The following is a 19338-nucleotide window of genomic DNA, read 5'->3' as shown; positions in this document are numbered from 1 at the left end:
GGTAGGTGCCAGCGGCAACGGCGCACCAGAGCGACACCGGCGAGTGTCAACCCGCCGATCGGTTCGATGACGGGCGTGCCGACTTGATCATCGCGTCGAGGGGGACGCCGACGTAGACTGGCACTCGCTACAGTCGAGTGCCAGAGTGTTCCTCTGGCGGCCGTGACGCTGCGGGCTGACCTGCGACAGGAGGTGGCAAGGATGGGTCTGGACGACCGGAAGCTCGCCGTGCTCCGGGCGATCGTCGAGGACTACGTCGCCACCCAGGAGCCGGTCGGCAGCAAGTCACTTGTCGAGCGGCACCAACTCGGCGTCTCGCCGGCCACGGTCCGAAACGACATGGCCGTGCTGGAGGAAGAGGGCTACATCCGTCAGCCGCACACCAGCGCCGGGCGGGTGCCCACCGACCGTGGCTACCGACTGTTCGTCGACCGGCTGAGCCGGGTCAAGCCGCTCAGCCCGGCCGAGCGCCGGGCGATCGAGCGCTTCCTGGCCGGCGCCGTCGACCTGGACGATGTGGTGCACCGCACAGTGCGGCTGCTGGCGCAGTTGACCCGGCAGGTCGCCGTCGTGCAGTACCCGAGCCTGGCCCGGTCCCGGGTGCGGCACCTGGAACTGGTGCCGATCTCCACCACCCGGCTGATGCTGGTGATGATCGCCGACACCGGCCGGGTCGAGCAGCGGCTGGTGGAGCTGCCCGCACCGGTCCTCGCCGACGACGTGCTGGACCTGCGCCGGCTGGTCAACGAGAAACTGGTGGGTGTCCGCCTGTCGGAGACCCCGCCGCTGGTGCAGACGCTCATCGACGACTCCGTGCCGCACCTGCGCGCGGCGATGGCCACCCTGTCCACGGTGCTGCTGGAGACACTCGTCGAACGACACGAGGAGCGGCTCGCGCTGGCCGGCACCGCCAACCTCGCCCGGGGCGGCCTGCTCGACTTCCAGGGCTCGTTGCGTCCGATCCTCGAAGCGCTTGAGGAGGAGGTCGTGCTGCTCAAGCTCATTGGCGAGGTGGAGCCGAGCACACTGCGGGTGCGCATCGGCGACGAGAACGAGATCGACAACCTACGGGCGGCCTCCGTGGTCAGCACGGGGTACGGCCCGGGCGCGACAATCGTCGGGGGGATGGGCGTGCTGGGACCGACCCGGATGGACTACCCCGGAACCATCGCCACGGTGAGGGCCGTGGCACGCTACGTGGGCGAGCTGCTGGCCCAGAACTGACAAGTCAGGGCCGACGGCAGGCTGCCGCCGCCGAACGGCGTAACCCGAGACGAACACGAGGACACGGAACGCAGTGGCCAGGGACTACTACGGCATTCTCGGCGTGAGCAAGGGTGCCTCCGATGACGAGATCAAGCGCGCCTACCGCAAGTTGGCGCGCCAGTTCCATCCGGACGTGAATCCGGATCCGGAGGCACAGGAGAAGTTCAAGGACATCAACGCCGCGTACGAGGTTCTCTCGGACGATCGGAAACGGCAGATCGTCGACCTGGGCGGGGACCCGCTGGCCCCCGGCGGGGGCGGACCCGGCGGTCCGGGTGGCCCCGGCGGGGCCGGTCCCTTCGTCGGCTTCCAGGACATCATGGACGCGTTCTTCGGCGGAGCCACGGGCGCCGGGCGAGGCCCGCGTCCGCGCACCCGCCCGGGCGCCGATGCGATCCTGCGCCTGGAGCTGGACCTTCAGGAGACCGCCTTCGGCGTCGAGGCGCCGATCACCGTCGACACCGCCGTGCTCTGCACCACCTGCTCCGGCGCCGGCACCGCCGCCGGCACCCACCTGGCCACCTGCGAGGCCTGCGGTGGCCGGGGCGAGGTGCAGTCGGTGCAGCGCACCTTCCTCGGGCAGGTGGTCTCCGCCCGGCCGTGCACGGTCTGCCAGGGCTACGGCACCACCATCCCGAGCCCCTGCCCGACCTGCGCCGGCGACGGCCGGGTGCGCACCCGCCGTTCGCTGACCGTCAAGATCCCCGCCGGGGTGGAGGACGGCATGCGGATCCGCCTCGCCCAGCAGGGCGAGGTCGGCCCGGGCGGCGGCACCGCCGGGGACCTCTACGTGGAGATCCACGAACGGCCACACGACGTCTTCTCCCGCAAGGGGGACGACCTGCACTGCCGGGTCACCGTGCCGATGACGGCCGCCGCGCTCGGCACCCGGCTGACCATCAAGGCGCTCGACAGCGAGGAGCCGGTCGACGTCAAGCCGGGCACCCAGCCGGGCAGCACCCTGCGGCTGCGGGCCCGCGGCGTACCGCACCTGCGCGGCGCCGGGCGCGGCGACCTCTACGTCCACCTGGACGTGCGTACCCCGACCAAGCTCGACGCCGAGCAGGAGCGGATGCTGCGCGAGTTCGCCAAGACCCGCGGCGAGGAGGTCGCCGAGCTGACCAAGCAGGGTGGCTTCTTCTCCCGGATGCGCGACGCCTTCAACGGCCACGCCTGACGTGTCCGCCCCGCTGTTCCTGGTCGAGTCGCTGCCCACCGCCGCCTCGATGGTGCTGGACGGCCCCGAGGGCCACCATGCCGCGACCGTGCAGCGGCTGCGCGTCGGCGAGCAGGTGCTGCTCGCCGACGGGCGAGGCGGCACGGCCACCGCCGTGGTCAGCGCCGTCGGCCGGGGCACCCTCGACCTCGACGTGACCGACCGGGGGTACGTCGACGCGGCGAACCCGCGGCTGGTGGTGGTCCAGGGCATCGCCAAGGGCGACCGGGGTGAGCTGGCCGTGCAGGCCATGACCGAGGCGGGCGTGGACGAGATAGTCCCCTGGGCGGCGGGCCGCTCGGTGGTGCAGTGGCGCGGCGACCGGGGCGTACGGGCCCGCAGCCGGTGGGTAGCGACCACCCGGGAGGCGACGAAGCAGGCCCGGCGGGCGTGGCTGCCGGTGGTGGCGGGGGCACCGGACGAGACCACCACATCGGTGACGCGCCGGATCGCCGGGGCGGCGGGCCGGTACGTGCTGCACGAGGAGGCGACGGACCGGCTGACCACCGTCGAACTGCCGGAGCACGGCGAGATCGTGCTGGTGGTGGGGCCGGAGGGTGGCATCACCCCGGCCGAGTTGTCGGCCTTCCAGGAAGCCGGTGCCCGACCGGTGCGGCTCGGCTCCTCGGTGCTGCGCACCTCCACCGCCGGGGTGGCTGCCCTGGCGGTCCTCGCCACCCGCCTGCTGCGGTGGTGAGCGTCGCGGGAACATCGCCGCGGACCCCTTCCTTACACTGCCCGGATGGGAAGCGACTGTCTGTTCTGCCGCATCGTCGACGGAGAGATTCCGGCCACCGTGGTCCGTGAGACACCCACCACGCTCGCCTTCCGCGACATCGACCCGAAGGCACCGGTGCACGTGCTGGTCATTCCGAAGGAGCACTACGCCGACGTGGCCACGCTGGGCCAGGGTGATCCGGGGCTGGCCGGCGAGGTGCTGGCCACCGCCGCCGCGGTGGCCGAGGACGAGGGCCTGCTCGGCGACGGGTTCCGGCTGATGTTCAACACCGGAGCGTACGGCGGCCAGGAGGTCTTCCACGTGCACGCCCACGTGCTCGGCGGCGCCCCCCTCGGCCCGATGCTGGCCCGGAACCTCGGATGACCTCCGCCGCCGGCCGCACCTCCGCAGCCGATCGCCTGGACCGGATGGTGCGCCAGGTCCAGGCGCAGGCCCGGGTGCCCGCGATCTCGGCGGCGGTGCACCGCGCCGACCGGCCGTTGTGGACATGCGCCGCCGGCGGCACCGGCAACGCCGCCGCCCTGGACGACCAGACCCGGTTCCGGATCGGCTCGGTCACCAAGACGTTCACCGCCGTGCTGGTCATGCAGTGCCGCGACGACGGGCTGCTCGACCTCGACGACCCGCTGCGCCGGCACCTCGACCTGCCGGCGCACGGCGAGCTGACCGTACGCCGGCTGCTGTCGCACACCGCCGGCCTGCAACGGGAACCGTACGGCGACGTCTGGGACACGCTGCGGGCGCCGGACGCCGACCAGCTGATCACCGAGCTGGCCCGGGCCGAGCGGGTGCTGCCGACCGGCCGCCGCTACCACTACTCCAACCTCGGCATGGCACTGCTCGGCCACCTGGTCGGGCAGGTACGCGGCGGCACCTGGGCGGAGACGCTGACCGAGCGGGTGCTGACCCCGCTCGGACTGACCGCCACCACCACCGTCCCGGGCCCGCGCGCCGCGACCGGGTACCTGGTCGACGCGTACTCCGACGAGGCGCATCCGGAGCCGCCCACCGACTTTGGCGCGGTGAGCCCTGCCGCGCAACTGTGGAGCACGGCCACCGACATGGCCCGGTGGGCCGCCTTCCTGGCCGACCCGGCGGCGTTGGACGCGGCGGGTCGGGTGCTCGCCCCGGCCACGCTTGACGAGATGCGCTGGCCGGTGACGGTCACCGACGAGGCGGTGTGGGCCGGCGGGTTCGGTCTCGGCCTGATTCTGGTGCCCCGAGGGGAGCGGGTGGTGCACGTCGGGCACGACGGGGCGATGCCCGGCTTCCTCGCCGGGGCGTACGGCCGCCGGGGCGGCGAGGGCACCCCGGGGGCGTTCGGCGCCGCCGTGCTGGGCTCCTCCGGCACCGCCGTCGAGCTGCTGGAACTGCCGCACCGGCTGCTCGCCGCCGCAGTCGAGCACGATCCGGCCGACATCGACCCGTGGCGTCCCGGTGAGCCGGCGCCGCCGGACGTGCGCGGGCTGCTCGGCCGCTGGTGGGGCGAGGGCTTCGAGTACGTCTTCTCGTGGCACGAGGGGGCCCTGCGGGCCCGTGGCGCCGGTGACCCGCCGGGAAAGCCGCCGGCGGTGTTCGCCCCGGTGCCGGGCCAGCCGGACGTGTTCCGTACCGCCTCCGGCCGGGAGAACGGCGAGCTGCTCCGGTTGACCCGTGACTCCGCCGGCGCGGTGGTCCGGATGCACTGGGCGACCTACCGGTTCACCCGCCGCCAGGAGACCTTCGACGGTTTCGACTTCCGCGTCTGACCGGGCGGTACGTCGGGGTGGAATGCCCTGCTCTGTCCGGTGGTGCCGGGGCGTCACAGCGGCGGAAATGGGCAGCGTGTCCCCGCCGTTGAACCGATACGATGGTGGCAACGTCCACACGCCGTGCCACGGGCCCGGCACCGAGATCGAGAGCAGGTGGCGCAGGGCCCTCGGGCCCGACCTATGACCGGCACCCCACCTCCCGGCCCGCCCCGGGTGCAGACCAGGATCACGGTTCCCGATTCGAAGATCATGGTCAACCTGCTCGGCGCGGGTGACGAGATCCTGCGACTGGTCGAGCGCTCGGTGAACAGTGACGTGCACGTGCGTGGCAACGAGATCACCATCACCGGCGCTCCCGCCGACAACGCCCTCGCCGAGCGGCTCTTCAGCGAGTTGCTCGAACTCATCGAGAAAGGCGAGACCCTGACCACAGATGCCGTCCGGCGTACCGTCGGCATGCTCGAACAGGGTGGCACGGAGCGGCCCGCCGAGGTCCTGACCCTCAACATCCTCTCCCGGCGCGGGCGCACCATCCGTCCCAAGACGCTGGGTCAGAAGCGCTACGTCGACGCGATCGACGGGCACACCATCGTCTTCGGCATCGGCCCGGCGGGTACCGGCAAGACCTACCTCGCCATGGCCAAGGCGGTGCAGTCGTTGCAGGCCAAGCAGATCAACCGGATCATCCTGACCCGGCCGGCGGTCGAGGCGGGGGAGCGACTCGGTTTCCTGCCGGGCACGCTCAACGAGAAGATCGACCCCTACCTGCGCCCGCTCTACGACGCCCTGCACGACATGCTCGACCCGGAGACCATCCCGAAGCTGATGGCCGCCGGCACGATCGAGGTCGCCCCCCTCGCATATATGAGGGGTCGGGCGCAGCCGTACGACGCCCGCGTGCTGACCCCGGAGGGCTTCAAGCGGTTCGGCTCACTCCAGGTTGGCGACCTGGTGATCGGCTCGAACGGCATGCCGACCCCCGTGATCGGGATCTACCCGCAAGGGCCCAAGCAGGTCTACCGGGTGACCACGCAGGACGGGGCCTCCACCCTGTGCTGCGGTGAGCACCTCTGGACCGTGGCCACCCCCGAGGACAAGCGGCGTGGTCGCCGGCGCACGCTGGAGACCCAGGAGATGATCGGGCAGGAGCGGCGGGGTGACATCCGCCGTTACGAACTGCCGGTTGTGGCTCCGGTGCAGTTGGAGCCGCAGGACGTTCCGCTCGATCCGTACGTCCTCGGCCTGCTGCTCGGTGACGGGTCGATCTCGTGCCGGACGACGCCGGGGTTCACCACGGCGGACCCCGAGCTCGCCCGGGCGATCGAGGACGATCTGGTCGACATCGAGCTGCACCGCAAGAGCGAGTACGACTTTGTGCTCCGGCACACCAAGGGGCAGCTAGGCGGGGTGATCGTCGCGAACCCGGTGACGGTCGCGCTCCGCGAGTTGGGGCTGGACGGGACGAAGTCAGGTACCAAGTTCGTCCCGTCCGTCTATCTCCAGAACAGCGTCGATGTCCGCCTGGCCGTCCTGCAGGGGCTGCTGGACACCGACGGCGGGCAGGCCGGACGTACCTGCCGGGTGCAGTACTCGACGACCTCTCCCCGACTGCGTGACGATGTCGTCCACCTGGTCCAGTCACTCGGTGGCGTGGCGACGTGGCGTGTTCGAGTGGCCGAGGGCCGCAAGCCTGGCCTGGCCAACGGTCGACCGGTCGCCCACCGGTCGGACGCCTATGTCGTGGAGATCCGCTTGCCGGAGGGCGTACCGCCGTTCCGGTTGTCGCGTAAGCGCCAGCGGTACGAGGAGTGCGGCGGCGGCCGGCCGATGCGTTTCATCGACTCGATCGTTCCCGCCGGTGTCCAGGAGACGATGTGCATCCAGGTGGCGGCGGAGGATTCGCTGTATGTCACCGATGACTTCCTGGTCACGCACAACACGCTCAACGACGCGTTCATCATTCTCGACGAGGCGCAGAACACCACGCCCGAGCAGATGAAGATGTTCCTCACCCGGCTCGGCTTCGGCTCCAAGATCGTAGTCACCGGCGACGTCACCCAGGTCGACCTGCCCGGTGGGACGACAAGCGGGCTGCGGGTCGTCCGGGACATCCTGGCCGGGGTCGACGACGTGCACTTCGCGCAGCTGTCCAGCGCCGACGTGGTGCGTCACCGGTTGGTCGGGGAGATCGTCGACGCGTACGCGCGGTGGGACGCCGAGAACCAGCAGGCGCAGGGCGTGCACGCGGTGTCCGGGCGCAGCGCCCAGGGCAACCGCGGCGGCCGGCGCCGCTAGACCGAGGGAAGACAGTTGTCCATCGAGATCGCCAACGAGTCCGGTGCCGAGGTCGACACCGACGCCGTGCTCGCCGTCGCCCGGCATGCGCTCGACGAGATGGGAGTCAACCCGCTCGCCGAGCTTTCCGTGCTGCTTGTCGACATCGACTACATGACCGAGCTGAACCATCGCTGGATGGGCGGCGACGGTCCGACCGACGTGCTGGCCTTTCCCATGGACGAGGGCAGCGTCGACCACGGGCCGGGTGAGACCGCCGCCGCCGGTGGTGAGCCCGCACTGCTCGGCGACATCGTGCTCTGTCCGGAGGTGGCGGCGAAGCAGGCCGCCACCGCCGGGCATCGCACCGCCGACGAGCTGCATCTGCTCACCGTGCACGGTGTCCTGCACCTGCTCGGCTACGACCATGCGGAGCCGGAGGAGGAGCGGGAGATGTTCGGTCTCCAGGCCCGGTTGCTGGCGAGCTGGCGGTCGGCCCGCTCCCGGTGATGGACACTCCGCTGGCCGCGGCCGCCACTGGCCTACCCGACCTGCAACTGCTCGTGTTCGCTGCCGGGCTGGTGGTGCTTGCCGGCCTGATCGCGATGACCGAGGCCGCCCTGGCCGCGGTCTCACCGGCCCGGGCGGCCGAGCTGGCCCGAGAGGGGATCCGGGGCGCGCGCACCCTTCAGACGGTCGCCGGTGACGTGGTCCGGCATCTCAATCTCCTGTTGCTGCTCCGGCTGCTCGCCGAGCTGACCGCCACCACGCTGGTGGCGCTGGTGGCGGTGGACACCTTCGGCGCCGGCTGGCGGGCGGCGCTGGTCACCGCCGGGGCGATGACCGTGGTCAGCTTCGTCGTGGTCGGCGTGGGTCCGCGTACTCTCGGCCGGCAGCACGCGTACGTGGTGGGCCGTTCGGCCGCGCCGCTGGTGCGCTGGCTGGGCCGGGTGCTCAACCCGCTGGCCTCCCTGCTGATCCTGATCGGTAACGCGGTCACGCCGGGCCGTGGTTTTCGGGAGGGGCCGTTCGCCACCCAGGTCGAGCTGCGTGAGCTGGTCGACCTCGCCGAGCAGCGGGGCGTGGTGGAGCACGGCGAGCGGCAGATGATCCATTCGGTCTTCGCGCTCGGCGACACCATCGTCCGCGAGGTGATGGTGCCGCGTACCGAGATGGTGTGGATCGAGTCGGGCAAGAACCTCTCCCAGGCGCTCGCGCTGTTCCTGCGCTCCGGCTTCTCCCGGATTCCGGTGATCGGCGAGAGCGTGGACGACGTGCTCGGCATCCTGTATCTCAAGGACCTGATCCGGCGTACCCAGGGCGGGGCTGTCGAGGATCGTCAGCTGCCGGTGGCCGAGCTGATGCGGCCGGCGACCTTCGTGCCCGAGTCCAAGCCCGTCGACGATCTGCTGTCGGAGATGCAGGCCGCCCGCAACCACCTGGTCATCGTGGTCGACGAGTACGGCGGCACCGGCGGCCTGGTCACCATCGAGGACATTCTCGAAGAGATCGTCGGGGAGATCACCGACGAGTATGACGTCGAGCGCCCACCTGTCGAGCAGTTGCCCGACGGTGCGGTGCGGGTCACCGCACGGCTGCCGGTCGAGGATCTCGGCGAGCTGTTCGACACCGAGCTGCCGCACGACGAGGTGGAGACCGTGGGTGGTCTGCTCGCCCAGGCCCTGGGTCGGGTGCCGATTCCGGGCGCGCGGGTCGAGGTGGCCGGCCTGCGCCTGGTCGCCGAGGGCACCACGGGTCGCCGCAACCGGATCGACACGGTGCTGGTGCGCCGGGTGGAGCCGACCAACACGAAGGACGCTCCGGGCGGCCCGCCGACCGCGTCCCGTTCCGACACCGACCAATCCGAGGAGAGGCAGCCCGCCGATGCCTGAGTCACCCGCCGTGCCGGCCGTCCGGTCCACCGGCTCCGAATTGAGCGCCGAGGACGGCAAGCTGGTCATCCTCGCCCGGGGTGCCCGGGGCCGGGTGGGCGCCGTGGAGGGTGCCGCGGTCCGGGATCAGGACGGCCGGACGTATGCGGCGGCCAGCGTGTCGCTGCCCTCGCTGACCATCACCGCGCTGCAACTGGCGGTCGCCTCGGCGGCTGCGGCGGGTGCCACCCGGTTGGAGGCCGCGGTGGTCGTGACCGAGGCGTCCACGTTGGACGGTGCCGGCTACGCGGCCGTGCGTGACCTGGCCGCCGACGCGCCGGTGCACGTGGCCGGGCCGGACGGCACGGTGCTCGGCACGGTGACCGCATGAGCGAGCGGGGCGGAGTGCGGGCATGAGCGAGCGCTCCTACCGGGCGGGTTTCGCGTGTTTCGTCGGGCGGCCCAACGCCGGCAAGTCCACGTTGACCAATGCCATCGTCGGGCAGAAGATCGCGATCACGTCGAACAAGCCACAGACCACCCGGCACGTCATCCGGGCGGTGCTGCACCGGCCGGAGTCGCAGCTCGTGCTGGTCGACACTCCGGGCCTGCACCGCCCCCGCACCCTGTTGGGCGAGCGGCTCAACGATCTGGTGCGGCAGACCTGGAGCGAGGTCGACGTGATCGGTCTCTGCATCCCGGCCGACGAGCCGATCGGCCGGGGCGACCGGTTCATCACCGGGGAGCTGGCCGAGCTGAAGGCGACCGTGCTGGCGGTGGTCACCAAGACCGACCTGGTCGATCGCAAGCGACTGGCCGAGCAGCTGCTCGCCGTCAGTGAGTTGGGGGATTTCGCGGAGGTCGTGCCGGTCAGCGCGGTCTCCGGACACCAGGTGGACACCCTGGTCGAGGTGATGACGCGCTATCTCCCCGAGTCGCCGCAGCTGTACCCGGACGACATGCTCACCGACGATCCGGAGCAGGTGCTGGTGGCGGAGCTGATCCGGGAGGCCGCGCTGGAGGGTGTCCGGGACGAGTTGCCGCACTCCATCGCCGTGGTGGTGGAGGAGATGATCCCGGAGGACCGGCTGACCAAGATCTACGCCGACGTGTACGTGGAGCGGCCCAGCCAGAAGGCGATCATCATCGGGCATCGGGGTGCTCGGCTCAAGGGGGTCGGCACCGCCGCGCGGCGGCAGATCGAGGAGTTGTTGGGCACGAAGGTCTACCTCGATCTGCACGTACGGGTGGCCAAGGACTGGCAGCGCGACCCCAAGCAGCTGCGCAAGCTCGGGTTCTGAGCCGATCCGGCTCAGCGGTGCGATCGGACGACCCGACCCGCGCCGGAGCGTCTGATCGGGACCGGTCAGGCAGATGGGGATTTTCACTAACGTAGTGGGTCTCTGGCCGGTTCGTCGGCGGGCAGCGGAGGGTAGGAGAGCAAGAGCCTCCGACCCCCCTGACACAGATGCAGGCTGATGCGAAACAGATACCTGGACCTGCTGCGCGCTCTGGCCATCGTGCGGGTGGTCGTGTACCACGTCACCGGCTGGGGATCGCTTACGCTGCTGTTCCCGGCGATGTCGGTGATGTTCGCGCTGGCCGGTTCGCTGATGGCCGCGTCCCTGCTGCGGTCCGGGCCGGTGGCGGTGGGGCGGCGACTGCGGCGGTTGCTGCCATCGCTGTGGGTGGTCGCCGCGATCTTCGTGCCGGCGATGCTGCTCACCGGGCTGCCGCTGTCTCCGACGGTGCTGCTCTGGCTCTTTCCGGTGGCCGACCCGCCGGCCAACTACTGGGGTGCGCTGGCGCTGAGCCCGATCTGGTACCTGCGTGACTACCTCTGGTTCGTTCTCGCCTCGCCGGCCGCGCTGTGGCTGTTCCGCCGCTTCCCGCTGCCCACCCTGCTCGCCCCGTACTGCCTGCTGCTGGTCATCGAGTTGGGCATCTATCAGAACCCGCCGGTCGTGCTGCGCCACTTCGGGCTCTACTTCGGGGCGTGGCTGCTGGGTTTCGCCCACCAGAGCGGGATGCTGCGCCGCCTGAGCGCCTGGATTCTGGTGCCGACGGCGGTCGCGCTCGCCGCGATGGGTGGTGCCTGGGTGCTGACTCACGCGGGCCCGCGTGGCTACGACCTCAACGACATTCCGCTCGGCAACGCGTTCTGGTCGGCCGCGTTCATCCTGGTGGCGCTGGGTAGGGCACCGGCGACCGCGGCCTGGGTGGACCGTGGCGCGTTGTTCGGCCGGGCGGTCACCGTGCTGAACCGGCGGGCGTTGACGGTCTACCTGTGGCACATGGCGTTCGTGGTCGCGCTGACCCCGTTGGTCGACGTGGTCGGCTGGTCGCATCAGGATCCGCTGGGCCTGGCGATCCGGGTGGCCCTGGTCTTCCTGCTGGTGGGTCTGGTCACCGTACTGGTGGGCTGGGTCGAGGACGTGGCGGCGAGGCGTCGGCCAGAGCTGGTTCCCGGTGGCCGTCGCCCGGCGTCGCGCCCCGTCCGCCGGCATGCGGAGTCCCGCGTCGGCGACGAGCACGAACCGAGCCCCGGAGCGGCGGAACGTTCGGCGGTCCCGGAACAGCGTGGCCGAGGTGGCGAAGTCATCGCGAGGTGACGGTGATGTCGCCGCTGCCGGTGCGCAGGTCGAGCACGGTTGTGGCGGACGGGTCGGGCGTCACGCCCAGCTCGATCTGACCGGAGCCGACCCTCGACCGGACCTGGTACGCGCCTTCCGGCACGATCAGGTCGACGTTGCCGCTCGACGCGTGCGCCCGTACGGAGGCGGGCTTGTCCAGTTCGAGGCTGACGTTGCCGGACTTGGTCTCCGCGTCCACGCTGTCGCCGAGGCGGCTGCCCGTCACGTCACCGGAGGAGGCCCGCATCACCACGGGTGCGGTCACCTCGTACACCTCGATGTTGCCGGAGCCGGTCTCCACCCGCACCGTGTCGGTCGCCGCGGCCACCCGGACGTCGCCGGAGCCGACCTTGAGATCCACCTGGCCGACGCGGCCGAGGTCGACGTTCCCGGAGCCGGTCTCGCCCCGCACGCTCACCCCCTCACCGACCGTCACCTCGTAGGAGACGCTGCACCGGGGGCCGCAGGAGGTGTCCAGCACCAGCTCCCCGCCCTTGATCTCGTAGCTGGTGTCCGGCTGGCCGCCCTGGTAGCGCACCATGCGCTTGACGCGTACCTCGTCCGCCCCGCCGTCCGCCCGGACCATCACGTCGCCGGCACCGGGCAGCACCTGGATCGCGGTGATCCGGGCGGCCTCGGTGGTGTCGAAGTCCAGCCGCCGGTACGACAGGTTGTCGCACCCGACCAGGACGATGAGGGCGGCGGTCGCGGCGACCGCCACGCCGGCCCGGCGGGCGGCCCTCGCTCGCGGGGCGGTGGTTCGGCGCACGGCGGTGGGCTGATCCGCGGCGGTGGGCCGGGAGACGGTGCTGGTCCGGTGCGAAGCCATGCCGAGCACGCTACGACCGGCGCGACCGCGCGCGCATCCGGGTTCGCCGGCACGGCGACCCCGAGCGGACCCTGAATTCCGACCCGGGGTCGGACCTGATTTCCGGCCGGAGGGGAGAATGGCGCGATGGCCGGGTACCGCCGACAGCTATACCGCGACGACGCGGTGGTGCTGCGTGTGCAGAAACTCGGCGAGTCCGACCGGATCATCACCCTGCTCACCCGGCGGCACGGCCGGCTCCGCGCGGTCGCCCGGGGGGTACGCCGGACCATGTCGAAGTTCGGTGCCCGGCTGGAGCCCTTCGGCCACGTCGATGTGCAGCTGGCCGGCGACCCCAAGGGGGAGCAGGGCAGTTCGCTGCACAGCGTCAGCCAGGTCGAGGGGATCGACCTCTACGGCAAGCGGTTTCTCGGTGACTATCCCCGCTACACCGCCGCGAGCGCGATAGCCGAGACCGCCGAGCGGCTGACCCCGGTCGAGCGGGAACCGTCGTTGCGGCTGTTCCAGCTCACCCTGGGCGCGCTGCGCGCCCTCGCCGACGGTGGGCATGCCACCACGCTGGTGCTCGACGCGTATCTGCTGCGCGGGATGGCGTTGGCGGGCTGGGCGCCGGCGTTGACCGCCTGCGCGGTCTGTGGCACCCCGGGCCGGCATCGGGCGTTCTCGGTGCCGGCCGGGGGCGCGGTCTGCCCGGACTGCCGGCCACCGGGGGCCGCCCACCCGGCCCCGGCCACCATCGACCTGATGTCGGCGTTGACCGTGGGTGACTGGCGGGTCGCCGACGCCACCGAGAACGGGGTACGCCGGGAATGCAGCGGCCTGGTCGCGGCGCACCTGCAGTGGCACCTGGAACGCGCGCTACGCTCGCTGCCGCTGGTCGACCGGGGTGGGATGCCCCCGGCATCCGGCGCGCGGCGAACGACCGGCGATGCCGGCACCGTGGCCCCGGCCGGTGCGGCGCTGCCGCCCGACCGGGCGTCACCGGACGTGAGTAGGGAGAGAAGCGAGTGATCCGATCGTCCAGGGCCGGGCGGCGCGAACCGGTGCCGCCGACACCGCATCCGTCGGGGGCCCGACCGCCGGCGCTGCCACCGGGGGCGGTGCCCCGCCACGTCGCCGTGGTGATGGACGGCAACGGCAGGTGGGCCAAGGAACGCGGCCTGGCGCGCACCAAGGGCCACGAGGCGGGGGAGTTCTCCCTCTTCGACACCGTCGAGGGCGCCATCGAGTTGGGTATTCCTTACCTGTCGGCGTACGCCTTCTCGACCGAGAACTGGCGACGCTCACCCGATGAGGTGCGGTTCCTGATGGGCTTCAACCGGGATGTCATCCGCCGCCGCCGGGACCAGCTGGTCGACCTCGGGGTGCGGGTGGTGTGGTCCGGTCGGGCCGGGCGGCTGTGGAAGAGCGTCATCAGCGAGTTGCAGACCGCCGAGGAGATGTCCCGCGGCAACTCGACGCTGACCCTTCAGTTCTGCGTGAACTACGGCGGGCAGGCGGAGATCGCCGACGCGGCCGCCGCGATCGCCCGGGAGGTGGCCGCCGGCCGGCTCGATCCGGCCAAGGTCACCGAGAAGACGGTCCAGCGGTATCTCTATCACCCTGAGGTGCCCGAGGTGGACCTGTTCCTGCGACCCTCCGGCGAGCAGCGGACCTCGAACTTCCTGCTCTGGCAGAGCGCGTACGCCGAGCTGATCTTCCTGGACACGCTCTGGCCGGACTTCGACCGCCGGCACCTGTGGTACGCCTGCGAGTTGTACGCCCAGCGCGACCGGCGGTTCGGTGGCGCACTGCCCAACCCGGTGGCTCCGACCACCTCGACAGCCACGGTGCCGGCCGGCTGAGCGTCGGTGCTCCCGGCCGCCTGAGCGCATACCCGGCGGCCACACTGGGTATCACCGCCGGCAGCAGCCACTGACGGAGGTGAACCCATATGATCCGCAAGCGCATCGGGCAGTGGGCGGTGATGGCCATCGCGGTACCGGTCGCCGCCGCCGGAGCCCGGAAGCTGAGCCACACGTTGGAGTCCCGCCGTGGCCCCAACCGGGCCACTCGACTGCTCAACAAGGGCGCCGACCTGATCCGCCCTCGGCAGGCAAAGCGCCGCCGCTTCTTCTGACGCGACCGGTGCGACCGGTAGCCCAGCAATACGGCATCTCGCGGTATCCCTGCTGAGGGATACCGCGAGATGCCGTATTTCGGGGGCTTGCGGGTCAGGCCTCGACCTCGGCGCGGTCGGGGGTGGCCCAGAGGGTGTGGAACGAGCCGTCCCGGTCGACGCGGCGGTAGGTGTGCGCGCCGAAGTTGTCGCGCAGTCCCTGGATCAGTGCGGCCGGCAGCCGGTCCGCCCGCAGCGCGTCGAAGTACGCCAGCGACGAGGCGAACGCGGGCGCCGGTACGCCCGCCCGGGCCGCCTCGGCCACCACCCGCCGCCAGCTCGGCACGCCGTCGCGCACGGTGTCGGCGAACCACGGTGCGACCAGCAGGGTGGGCAGCTCCGGCTGCTCGTCGTACGCCTGCTTGATGCGGTCCAGGAACCGGGCCCGGATGATGCAGCCGCCGCGCCAGATCGTCGCCGTGCCGCCCAGGTCGATGCCCCAGTCGTACTCGGCGCTGCCGGCGCGGATCTGGTCGAAGCCCTGGGCGTACGCGACGATCTTCGAGGCCAGCAGCGCGCGCCGTACGTCCTCGATGAATGCCTCGCGGTCGCTGACCTGCCACTTCTCGCCGGCCTCGGGGAAGGCCCGCAGCGCGGCCTCGCGCTGACCCACGTGCCCCGACAGCGACCGGGCGAAGGTCGCCTCGGCGATGCCGGTGATCGGGATGCCCAGGTCGAGGGCGATCTGGACGGTCCACCGGCCGGTGCCCTTCTGCTCGGCCCGGTCCTGCACCACGTCCACGAACGCCCGCCCGGTGGCGGCGTCGGTGTGCGCCAGCACGTCGGCGGTGATCTCGATCAGGAAGGACTCCAGCTCGCCGGAGTTCCACTCCCGGAAGATCTGCGCGATCTCCGCCGGCTCCGCGCCCAGCCCGGCCCGCAGCAGGTCGTACGCCTCGGCGATGAGCTGCATGTCGGCGTACTCGATGCCGTTGTGGACCATCTTGACGAAGTGCCCGGCACCGTCCGGCCCGACGTGCTGGCAGCAGGGCACGCCCTCGACCTGCGCGGCGATCTTCTCGAAGATCGGTCCGAGCTTGCGGTACGACTCGGCCGAGCCGCCCGGCATGATGCTCGGCCCCCACAGCGCCCCCTCCTCGCCACCGGAGACACCGGTGCCGACGAAGTGCAGGCCCTTGGCCCGCAGCGTCTCCTCCCGGCGACGGGTGTCGGCGAAGTGCGCGTTGCCGCAGTCGATGATGATGTCGCCCGCTTCCAGCAGCGGCACCAACTCGTCGATCACCGCGTCGGTGGGTCCCCCCGCCTTGACCATGATGATCACCGCGCGGGGGCGCTCCAGCGCGGCGACGAAGTCCGCCAGGGACTCCGTCGGGACGAAGGTGCCCTCGTCGCCGTGCTCCGCCACGAGCGACCGGGTCCGCTCCGGCGAGCGGTTGTGCAACGCCACGGTGAACCCGTTGCGGGCCAGGTTGCGGGCCAGGTTGCGACCCATCACCGCCAGTCCCGTCACACCGATCTGCGCCGTAGCCCGATCCGCCATCCTCGTCGCCACCTTCCGCCGTCTACCTGTAGTGCTGCGACGGTATCGCGGCATGGGTCCGGTGCGCGTCGTCCCCCCACCGCTGGTCATCAGGTGGTCGCGTAGCGCACCCCGATCGCTCGCGCGGACCGGTGACGTTAATTCGGATGCACCGGCCCCGCCCGGCCGATAACGTGCGGGCATGCGCTACTGACGCCCCTTACCTGAGCCGGGTTCGCCGCTGTCGTGCCGCGACCCGTGTGCTCCCGGGCGTCCGCGTGTCCACCCGCCGTCGGCGGTGGCGTCCTCCGTGGCCGGTCCCGGGCAGCAGTCCGAACCGTCCCCGACCGCCCTGGTGGCGGTCCTCATCTGGTCGGCCGACCGTCCGCAGGTTGCCGGCCGAGCGAGGAGGCACAGATGCCCGCCAAGCGCAGCTCAGGCAAGTCCCGTCCCGACCGCCACTCGGCGGAACTCGCCGCCGTCACACCGGCGAACCTGGGCGACGTCGCGATCGCGCCGGTGCCCACCCGGCCGGCCGGGCGACCGGCCGCCCCCATGGCGGGGCCACCGGCCACCGGCACCTCCGGTGTCGGACGCGGCCAGCGGACCGGCCAGGTCCGCCGCTACGCCTTCCGGCGTAGCTGACGGTCCGCGCGCGGGCCGGGTGCGCGTCGGTACGCGCACCCGGCCCGTTGCCCTCCCGCGTCGCGCCGGTGCCGGGCGCCACGGTCGGAGGATCACCTCAGTGGTCGGCGCAGCAGGGCGTCGGGTCGGGCACCTCGAACGGGGCCAGGCCGCCCGCGTGGTGCGGCATGGTGACCAGGACCAGCTCGCCGTCCTGCCACTGTGGCCGGACGAAGTCCCTGGTGTGTACCGGCGCGTCCGGGGTCACCGGTGTCCCGCCCAGCGCCACCACCCGCTCGATCGCCCCGGCGGCGAGCAGTTCGGCGACGGTGAGGGTGCCGACCATCCGGTCCGCGCCCGGGTAGCGCACCGCGCGGCCGGAGCGGCGGGCGGCGTGCTCACCGGCTGCCCGGGCCGCTGCGGTCCGTAGCTCGGGCGGGGCGACCGCCAGCTCCGCGAGCCGCTCGGCCGCCGTGCCGGCCACACTGAGCGCCACATGCGGGTACGGCTCGGCGACCAGGTGGGTGCAGGCGACCAGATCCGGCCCGAACCCTGTCACCTGCTCGGTGAGCCAGTGGTCGGCCTCACGCAGGGTGCGGTGCCCCAGGCTGAGGCCGACGATCACTTCGGCAGGACCCAGATCGGGTTGGCGTAGAACCACAGGTCCTCCCACGGGTTGGCGGCACCGGCGACGTCCAACGCGGGACCGAACGGGTCGACCCCCGCACCCATCAGACCGGGCTGGCTACGCTTGCCGTCGGTACCCCGGATGCGCAGATAGAACGGCTGATCCACCCGGCCGAAGGAGTAGCTGAACGAGACCCGGCCGGTCTTGGCGGTGACGTCGAACGACTTGACCACCTTGGTGTTCGGGGCGGTGAAGCTGTCCTGGTCGGCCACCGGGCCGGTCACCCGGCCGGCGATCACGTCGACGCGGGCGAGCACCGGCACGAACTGCGACCAGTTCGGGATGTCGGCCAGATCGATGTCGATGGTCACGTCGACGGCGGTGCCACGCCGGACCCGCAGCACCCCGCCGAGCGGCGTGCCCGAGTTGGCCCGCCGGTCACCGGCGACGCGGGCGCGGACGTCCAGCCCCTTGATCAGACCGCCGTGGTCGACCCAGACCCGGCCGGCGCGCAGACCGTCCATGACCGCCCGGTAGTTGAAGCTGCTCGCTCCGACATGGGTGCGGCTGTACTGCCCCGGCCAGTAGTCACCGGCGTCGGTGATCACCGGTCCGTGGACCGGGTCGTTGTACCTGCCGTTGAGGTTGAAGTCGCTGCCCGGGCCCCGCTGCGAGGTGTCCAGGTAGTTGACGTGCGAGTCGGAGTTGGCGCTGATCCACCAGGCCCGGCCCTCGGCGAGCAGGCTGTCCCAGAGCCCGCCGACCGTCGAGGTCATCCAGTCGAACCCACCCCAGGTGCGGTAGCTCTCCAGCGGGTAGCCGGGGAACGAGTTGGCCGACGGGTTGTTGTCGTAGTAGCCGCGGGCCCGGCCGCCACTGTCCCGGGGCAGGCCGGCGGCCTGGTGGCCCGGTGCGCCCTCCATCCCGATGGCGACGCTCGGGTCGGCGTCGCGCCAGGCCCGGATCTCGTGCGGGGAGTCGATGCCCCGCCGGGCCGGGTGGTTGGCCAGGAAGAGCGCACCCTCGACGCGGCGCTTGCGTACCGCCTCGCCGAGGAACTTGATGCCGGCGACGGCCAGCGCCTCGTTCGCCGGGGTGTTGTCGCCGGCACTGCGGACGCTGCCGTCGAAGGAGTTCTCGAACTCCTTGAGCACGGCGACCTCGTTGCGTCCGGGGTGCACGAAGACGGTGGCGTGCTCGGCCGCCGGGATGTTCCACTCCAGGCCCTGGTAGATCAGCAGATCCTTGAGCCGGGAGCGGGCGGCGACGATGTCCGGGTTGACCTTCTCCACGCCGATCTTCGCGTGCGTCGCGCTGCCGTGGTCGGTGACGACCATCCAGTCCAGGCCGTACGCCCGCGCGTGCCGGGCCTGGTCGATCACCCGGTACATGGCGTCGGAGCTGTACTGCGTGTGGATGTGGTGGTCGCCCGCGAGCCAGTGGAACCCGCCTGTCCTGCCGTGGTCTCCGCCGGGCCCGTGGCCGTGACCGTGGTCATGACCACCGGCCACCGCCGGGGTGCCGGTCGCCAGCACGGTGGTGGCCGCGCCGGCACCGAGCAGGCCGGCGTTACGCAGGAAACCGCGCCGATTCAGGTCGGCCGGCGGCAGGTCGCTGTCGGGGATGGACAGGTCGAGCGCCGGGGGCACGTCGGTCCCGCTGGCGGCGTCGTGGTCGTGATGGTGCGCGTGGCCGTGGCCCATCTGCTGCTCCAGATCGATCGAGGAGTCGTCGCAGGCCAATCTGGTCGTAGCGGGGGAACGCGGCGTGTCACCTTCGCGGCGAACATGCGAACATGCGATCCCGACCATGTGTGGCGTCGATCGGGCCGCCGCTCACCAACCCGCTTCGACGCGTGTCGGCGGTGGC

General features: G+C 71.7%; 18 protein-coding genes and 3 pseudogenes. 17 read left to right on the top strand and 4 right to left on the bottom strand.

Translation table 11 applies throughout. From position 1 onward, the window contains the following. Positions 1 to 201 precede the first annotated feature (201 nt). The 13 genes and pseudogenes from hrcA (at position 202) to O7601_RS29165 (ending at position 11729) form a co-directional block, all read left to right on the top strand. A complete protein-coding gene (hrcA, locus tag O7601_RS29225) occupies positions 202 to 1224 on the top strand; it encodes a heat-inducible transcriptional repressor HrcA (protein WP_281564247.1) in 1023 nt (340 codons plus the stop codon). Positions 1225 to 1297: 73 nt separating this feature from the next. Then, positions 1298 to 2443, top strand: coding sequence for a molecular chaperone DnaJ (dnaJ, locus tag O7601_RS29220; RefSeq protein WP_281564246.1), 1146 nt, complete (start codon positions 1298 to 1300; stop codon positions 2441 to 2443). A gap of 1 nt (position 2444) precedes the next feature. Next, positions 2445 to 3179 carry a 16S rRNA (uracil(1498)-N(3))-methyltransferase gene (locus O7601_RS29215; protein WP_281564245.1) on the top strand — a complete coding sequence of 245 codons (735 nt, stop codon included), beginning with the start codon at positions 2445 to 2447 and terminating at the stop codon, positions 3177 to 3179. A 45-nt stretch (positions 3180 to 3224) separates the two neighbouring features. Continuing rightward, complete coding sequence (locus O7601_RS29210; RefSeq protein ID WP_281564244.1) at positions 3225 to 3584, top strand: histidine triad nucleotide-binding protein; 360 nt, start codon at positions 3225 to 3227, stop codon at positions 3582 to 3584. Then, positions 3581 to 4969: a serine hydrolase domain-containing protein gene (locus tag O7601_RS29205; protein ID WP_281564243.1), complete on the top strand. Its 1389-nt coding sequence runs from the start codon at positions 3581 to 3583 to the stop codon at positions 4967 to 4969. Before O7601_RS29210 ends, O7601_RS29205 begins: the two co-directional genes overlap by 4 nt. A 183-nt stretch (positions 4970 to 5152) precedes the next feature. Further along, positions 5153 to 5848, top strand: a pseudogene (locus O7601_RS29200) (PhoH family protein); the annotation flags it as partial. Then, positions 5837 to 6652 (top strand): annotated as a pseudogene (locus O7601_RS29195) (LAGLIDADG family homing endonuclease); the annotation flags it as partial. The pseudogenes O7601_RS29200 and O7601_RS29195, both read left to right, overlap by 12 nt. Before the next feature lie 258 nt (positions 6653 to 6910). Further along, positions 6911 to 7267 (top strand): annotated as a pseudogene (locus O7601_RS29190) (PhoH family protein); the annotation flags it as partial. A 15-nt stretch (positions 7268 to 7282) separates the two neighbouring features. Beyond that, the gene (ybeY, locus tag O7601_RS29185) at positions 7283 to 7756 is read left to right on the top strand and encodes an rRNA maturation RNase YbeY (RefSeq protein ID WP_281564242.1); all 474 of its coding nucleotides are present in this window, start codon (positions 7283 to 7285) and stop codon (positions 7754 to 7756) included. Then, positions 7732 to 9138: a hemolysin family protein gene (locus O7601_RS29180; protein WP_281567090.1), complete on the top strand. Its 1407-nt coding sequence runs from the start codon at positions 7732 to 7734 to the stop codon at positions 9136 to 9138. Before ybeY ends, O7601_RS29180 begins: the two co-directional genes overlap by 25 nt. Beyond that, entirely contained in the window at positions 9131 to 9508 is a 378-nt protein-coding gene (locus O7601_RS29175; RefSeq protein ID WP_281564241.1) for a cytidine deaminase, read from the top strand. The genes O7601_RS29180 and O7601_RS29175 overlap by 8 nt, the downstream gene beginning before the upstream one ends. Before the next feature lie 22 nt (positions 9509 to 9530). Then, positions 9531 to 10418: a GTPase Era gene (gene era, locus O7601_RS29170; protein WP_281564240.1), complete on the top strand. Its 888-nt coding sequence runs from the start codon at positions 9531 to 9533 to the stop codon at positions 10416 to 10418. Positions 10419 to 10595: 177 nt separating this feature from the next. Continuing rightward, positions 10596 to 11729, top strand: a complete 1134-nt coding sequence (locus O7601_RS29165; RefSeq protein WP_281564239.1) for an acyltransferase — start codon at positions 10596 to 10598, stop codon at positions 11727 to 11729. Here O7601_RS29165 and O7601_RS29160 read toward each other — a convergent pair. Further along, a complete protein-coding gene (locus O7601_RS29160; protein ID WP_281564238.1) occupies positions 11716 to 12579 on the bottom strand; it encodes a DUF4097 family beta strand repeat-containing protein in 864 nt (287 codons plus the stop codon). The two genes, O7601_RS29165 and O7601_RS29160, sit on opposite strands and share 14 nt — an antisense overlap. A gap of 126 nt (positions 12580 to 12705) precedes the next feature. Between O7601_RS29160 and recO the strand changes: the two genes are divergently transcribed. The 3 genes from recO (at position 12706) to O7601_RS29145 (ending at position 14698) form a co-directional block, all read left to right on the top strand. Continuing rightward, complete coding sequence (recO, locus tag O7601_RS29155) at positions 12706 to 13590, top strand: DNA repair protein RecO (protein ID WP_281564237.1); 885 nt, start codon at positions 12706 to 12708, stop codon at positions 13588 to 13590. A gap of 32 nt (positions 13591 to 13622) precedes the next feature. After that, positions 13623 to 14423: an isoprenyl transferase gene (locus O7601_RS29150; RefSeq protein WP_281567089.1), complete on the top strand. Its 801-nt coding sequence runs from the start codon at positions 13623 to 13625 to the stop codon at positions 14421 to 14423. A gap of 89 nt (positions 14424 to 14512) precedes the next feature. Then, a complete protein-coding gene (locus O7601_RS29145; protein ID WP_269737781.1) occupies positions 14513 to 14698 on the top strand; it encodes a hypothetical protein in 186 nt (61 codons plus the stop codon). A gap of 94 nt (positions 14699 to 14792) precedes the next feature. Here O7601_RS29145 and gndA read toward each other — a convergent pair whose 3' ends face one another. Then, complete coding sequence (gene gndA, locus O7601_RS29140) at positions 14793 to 16238, bottom strand: NADP-dependent phosphogluconate dehydrogenase (protein ID WP_281564236.1); 1446 nt, start codon at positions 16236 to 16238, stop codon at positions 14793 to 14795. A gap of 396 nt (positions 16239 to 16634) precedes the next feature. On the opposite strand from gndA, the gene O7601_RS29135 reads away from it, so the two are divergent. Continuing rightward, on the top strand, positions 16635 to 16862 hold the full coding sequence (locus tag O7601_RS29135) for a hypothetical protein (RefSeq protein WP_281564235.1): 228 nt from the start codon (positions 16635 to 16637) through the stop codon (positions 16860 to 16862). Between the two features lie 97 nt (positions 16863 to 16959). Here the strand turns inward: O7601_RS29135 and O7601_RS29130 are convergent, their stop codons facing one another. Then, the gene (locus O7601_RS29130) at positions 16960 to 17466 is read right to left on the bottom strand and encodes a hypothetical protein (protein WP_281564234.1); all 507 of its coding nucleotides are present in this window, start codon (positions 17464 to 17466) and stop codon (positions 16960 to 16962) included. Continuing rightward, the gene (locus O7601_RS29125; protein WP_281564233.1) at positions 17463 to 19172 is read right to left on the bottom strand and encodes a PHP domain-containing protein; all 1710 of its coding nucleotides are present in this window, start codon (positions 19170 to 19172) and stop codon (positions 17463 to 17465) included. Before O7601_RS29125 ends, O7601_RS29130 begins: the two co-directional genes overlap by 4 nt. Between the last annotated feature and the right edge of the window lie 166 nt (positions 19173 to 19338).

The organism is Verrucosispora sp. WMMD573 (genome assembly GCF_027497175.1).
In the GTDB taxonomy this organism is placed as follows: Bacteria; Actinomycetota; Actinomycetes; order Mycobacteriales; family Micromonosporaceae; genus Micromonospora.
The sequence above is the reverse complement of the archived record's forward strand: the minus strand, read 5'-3'. Positions and strand labels throughout refer to the sequence as shown.

Coding starts and splice junctions, on each gene's coding strand:
- recO (WP_281564237.1), top strand. CDS start 12,706: ATGGCCGGGTACCGCCGACAGCTATACCGCGACGACGCGGTGGTGCTG.
- O7601_RS29175 (WP_281564241.1), top strand. CDS start 9,131: ATGCCTGAGTCACCCGCCGTGCCGGCCGTCCGGTCCACCGGCTCCGAA.
- O7601_RS29135 (WP_281564235.1), top strand. CDS start 16,635: ATGCCCGCCAAGCGCAGCTCAGGCAAGTCCCGTCCCGACCGCCACTCG.
- hrcA (WP_281564247.1), top strand. CDS start 202: ATGGGTCTGGACGACCGGAAGCTCGCCGTGCTCCGGGCGATCGTCGAG.
- gndA (WP_281564236.1), bottom strand. CDS start 16,238: ATGGCGGATCGGGCTACGGCGCAGATCGGTGTGACGGGACTGGCGGTG.
- O7601_RS29205 (WP_281564243.1), top strand. CDS start 3,581: ATGACCTCCGCCGCCGGCCGCACCTCCGCAGCCGATCGCCTGGACCGG.
- O7601_RS29210 (WP_281564244.1), top strand. CDS start 3,225: ATGGGAAGCGACTGTCTGTTCTGCCGCATCGTCGACGGAGAGATTCCG.
- O7601_RS29145 (WP_269737781.1), top strand. CDS start 14,513: ATGATCCGCAAGCGCATCGGGCAGTGGGCGGTGATGGCCATCGCGGTA.
- O7601_RS29160 (WP_281564238.1), bottom strand. CDS start 12,579: ATGGCTTCGCACCGGACCAGCACCGTCTCCCGGCCCACCGCCGCGGAT.
- O7601_RS29165 (WP_281564239.1), top strand. CDS start 10,596: ATGCGAAACAGATACCTGGACCTGCTGCGCGCTCTGGCCATCGTGCGG.
- O7601_RS29125 (WP_281564233.1), bottom strand. CDS start 19,172: ATGGGCCACGGCCACGCGCACCATCACGACCACGACGCCGCCAGCGGG.
- era (WP_281564240.1), top strand. CDS start 9,531: ATGAGCGAGCGCTCCTACCGGGCGGGTTTCGCGTGTTTCGTCGGGCGG.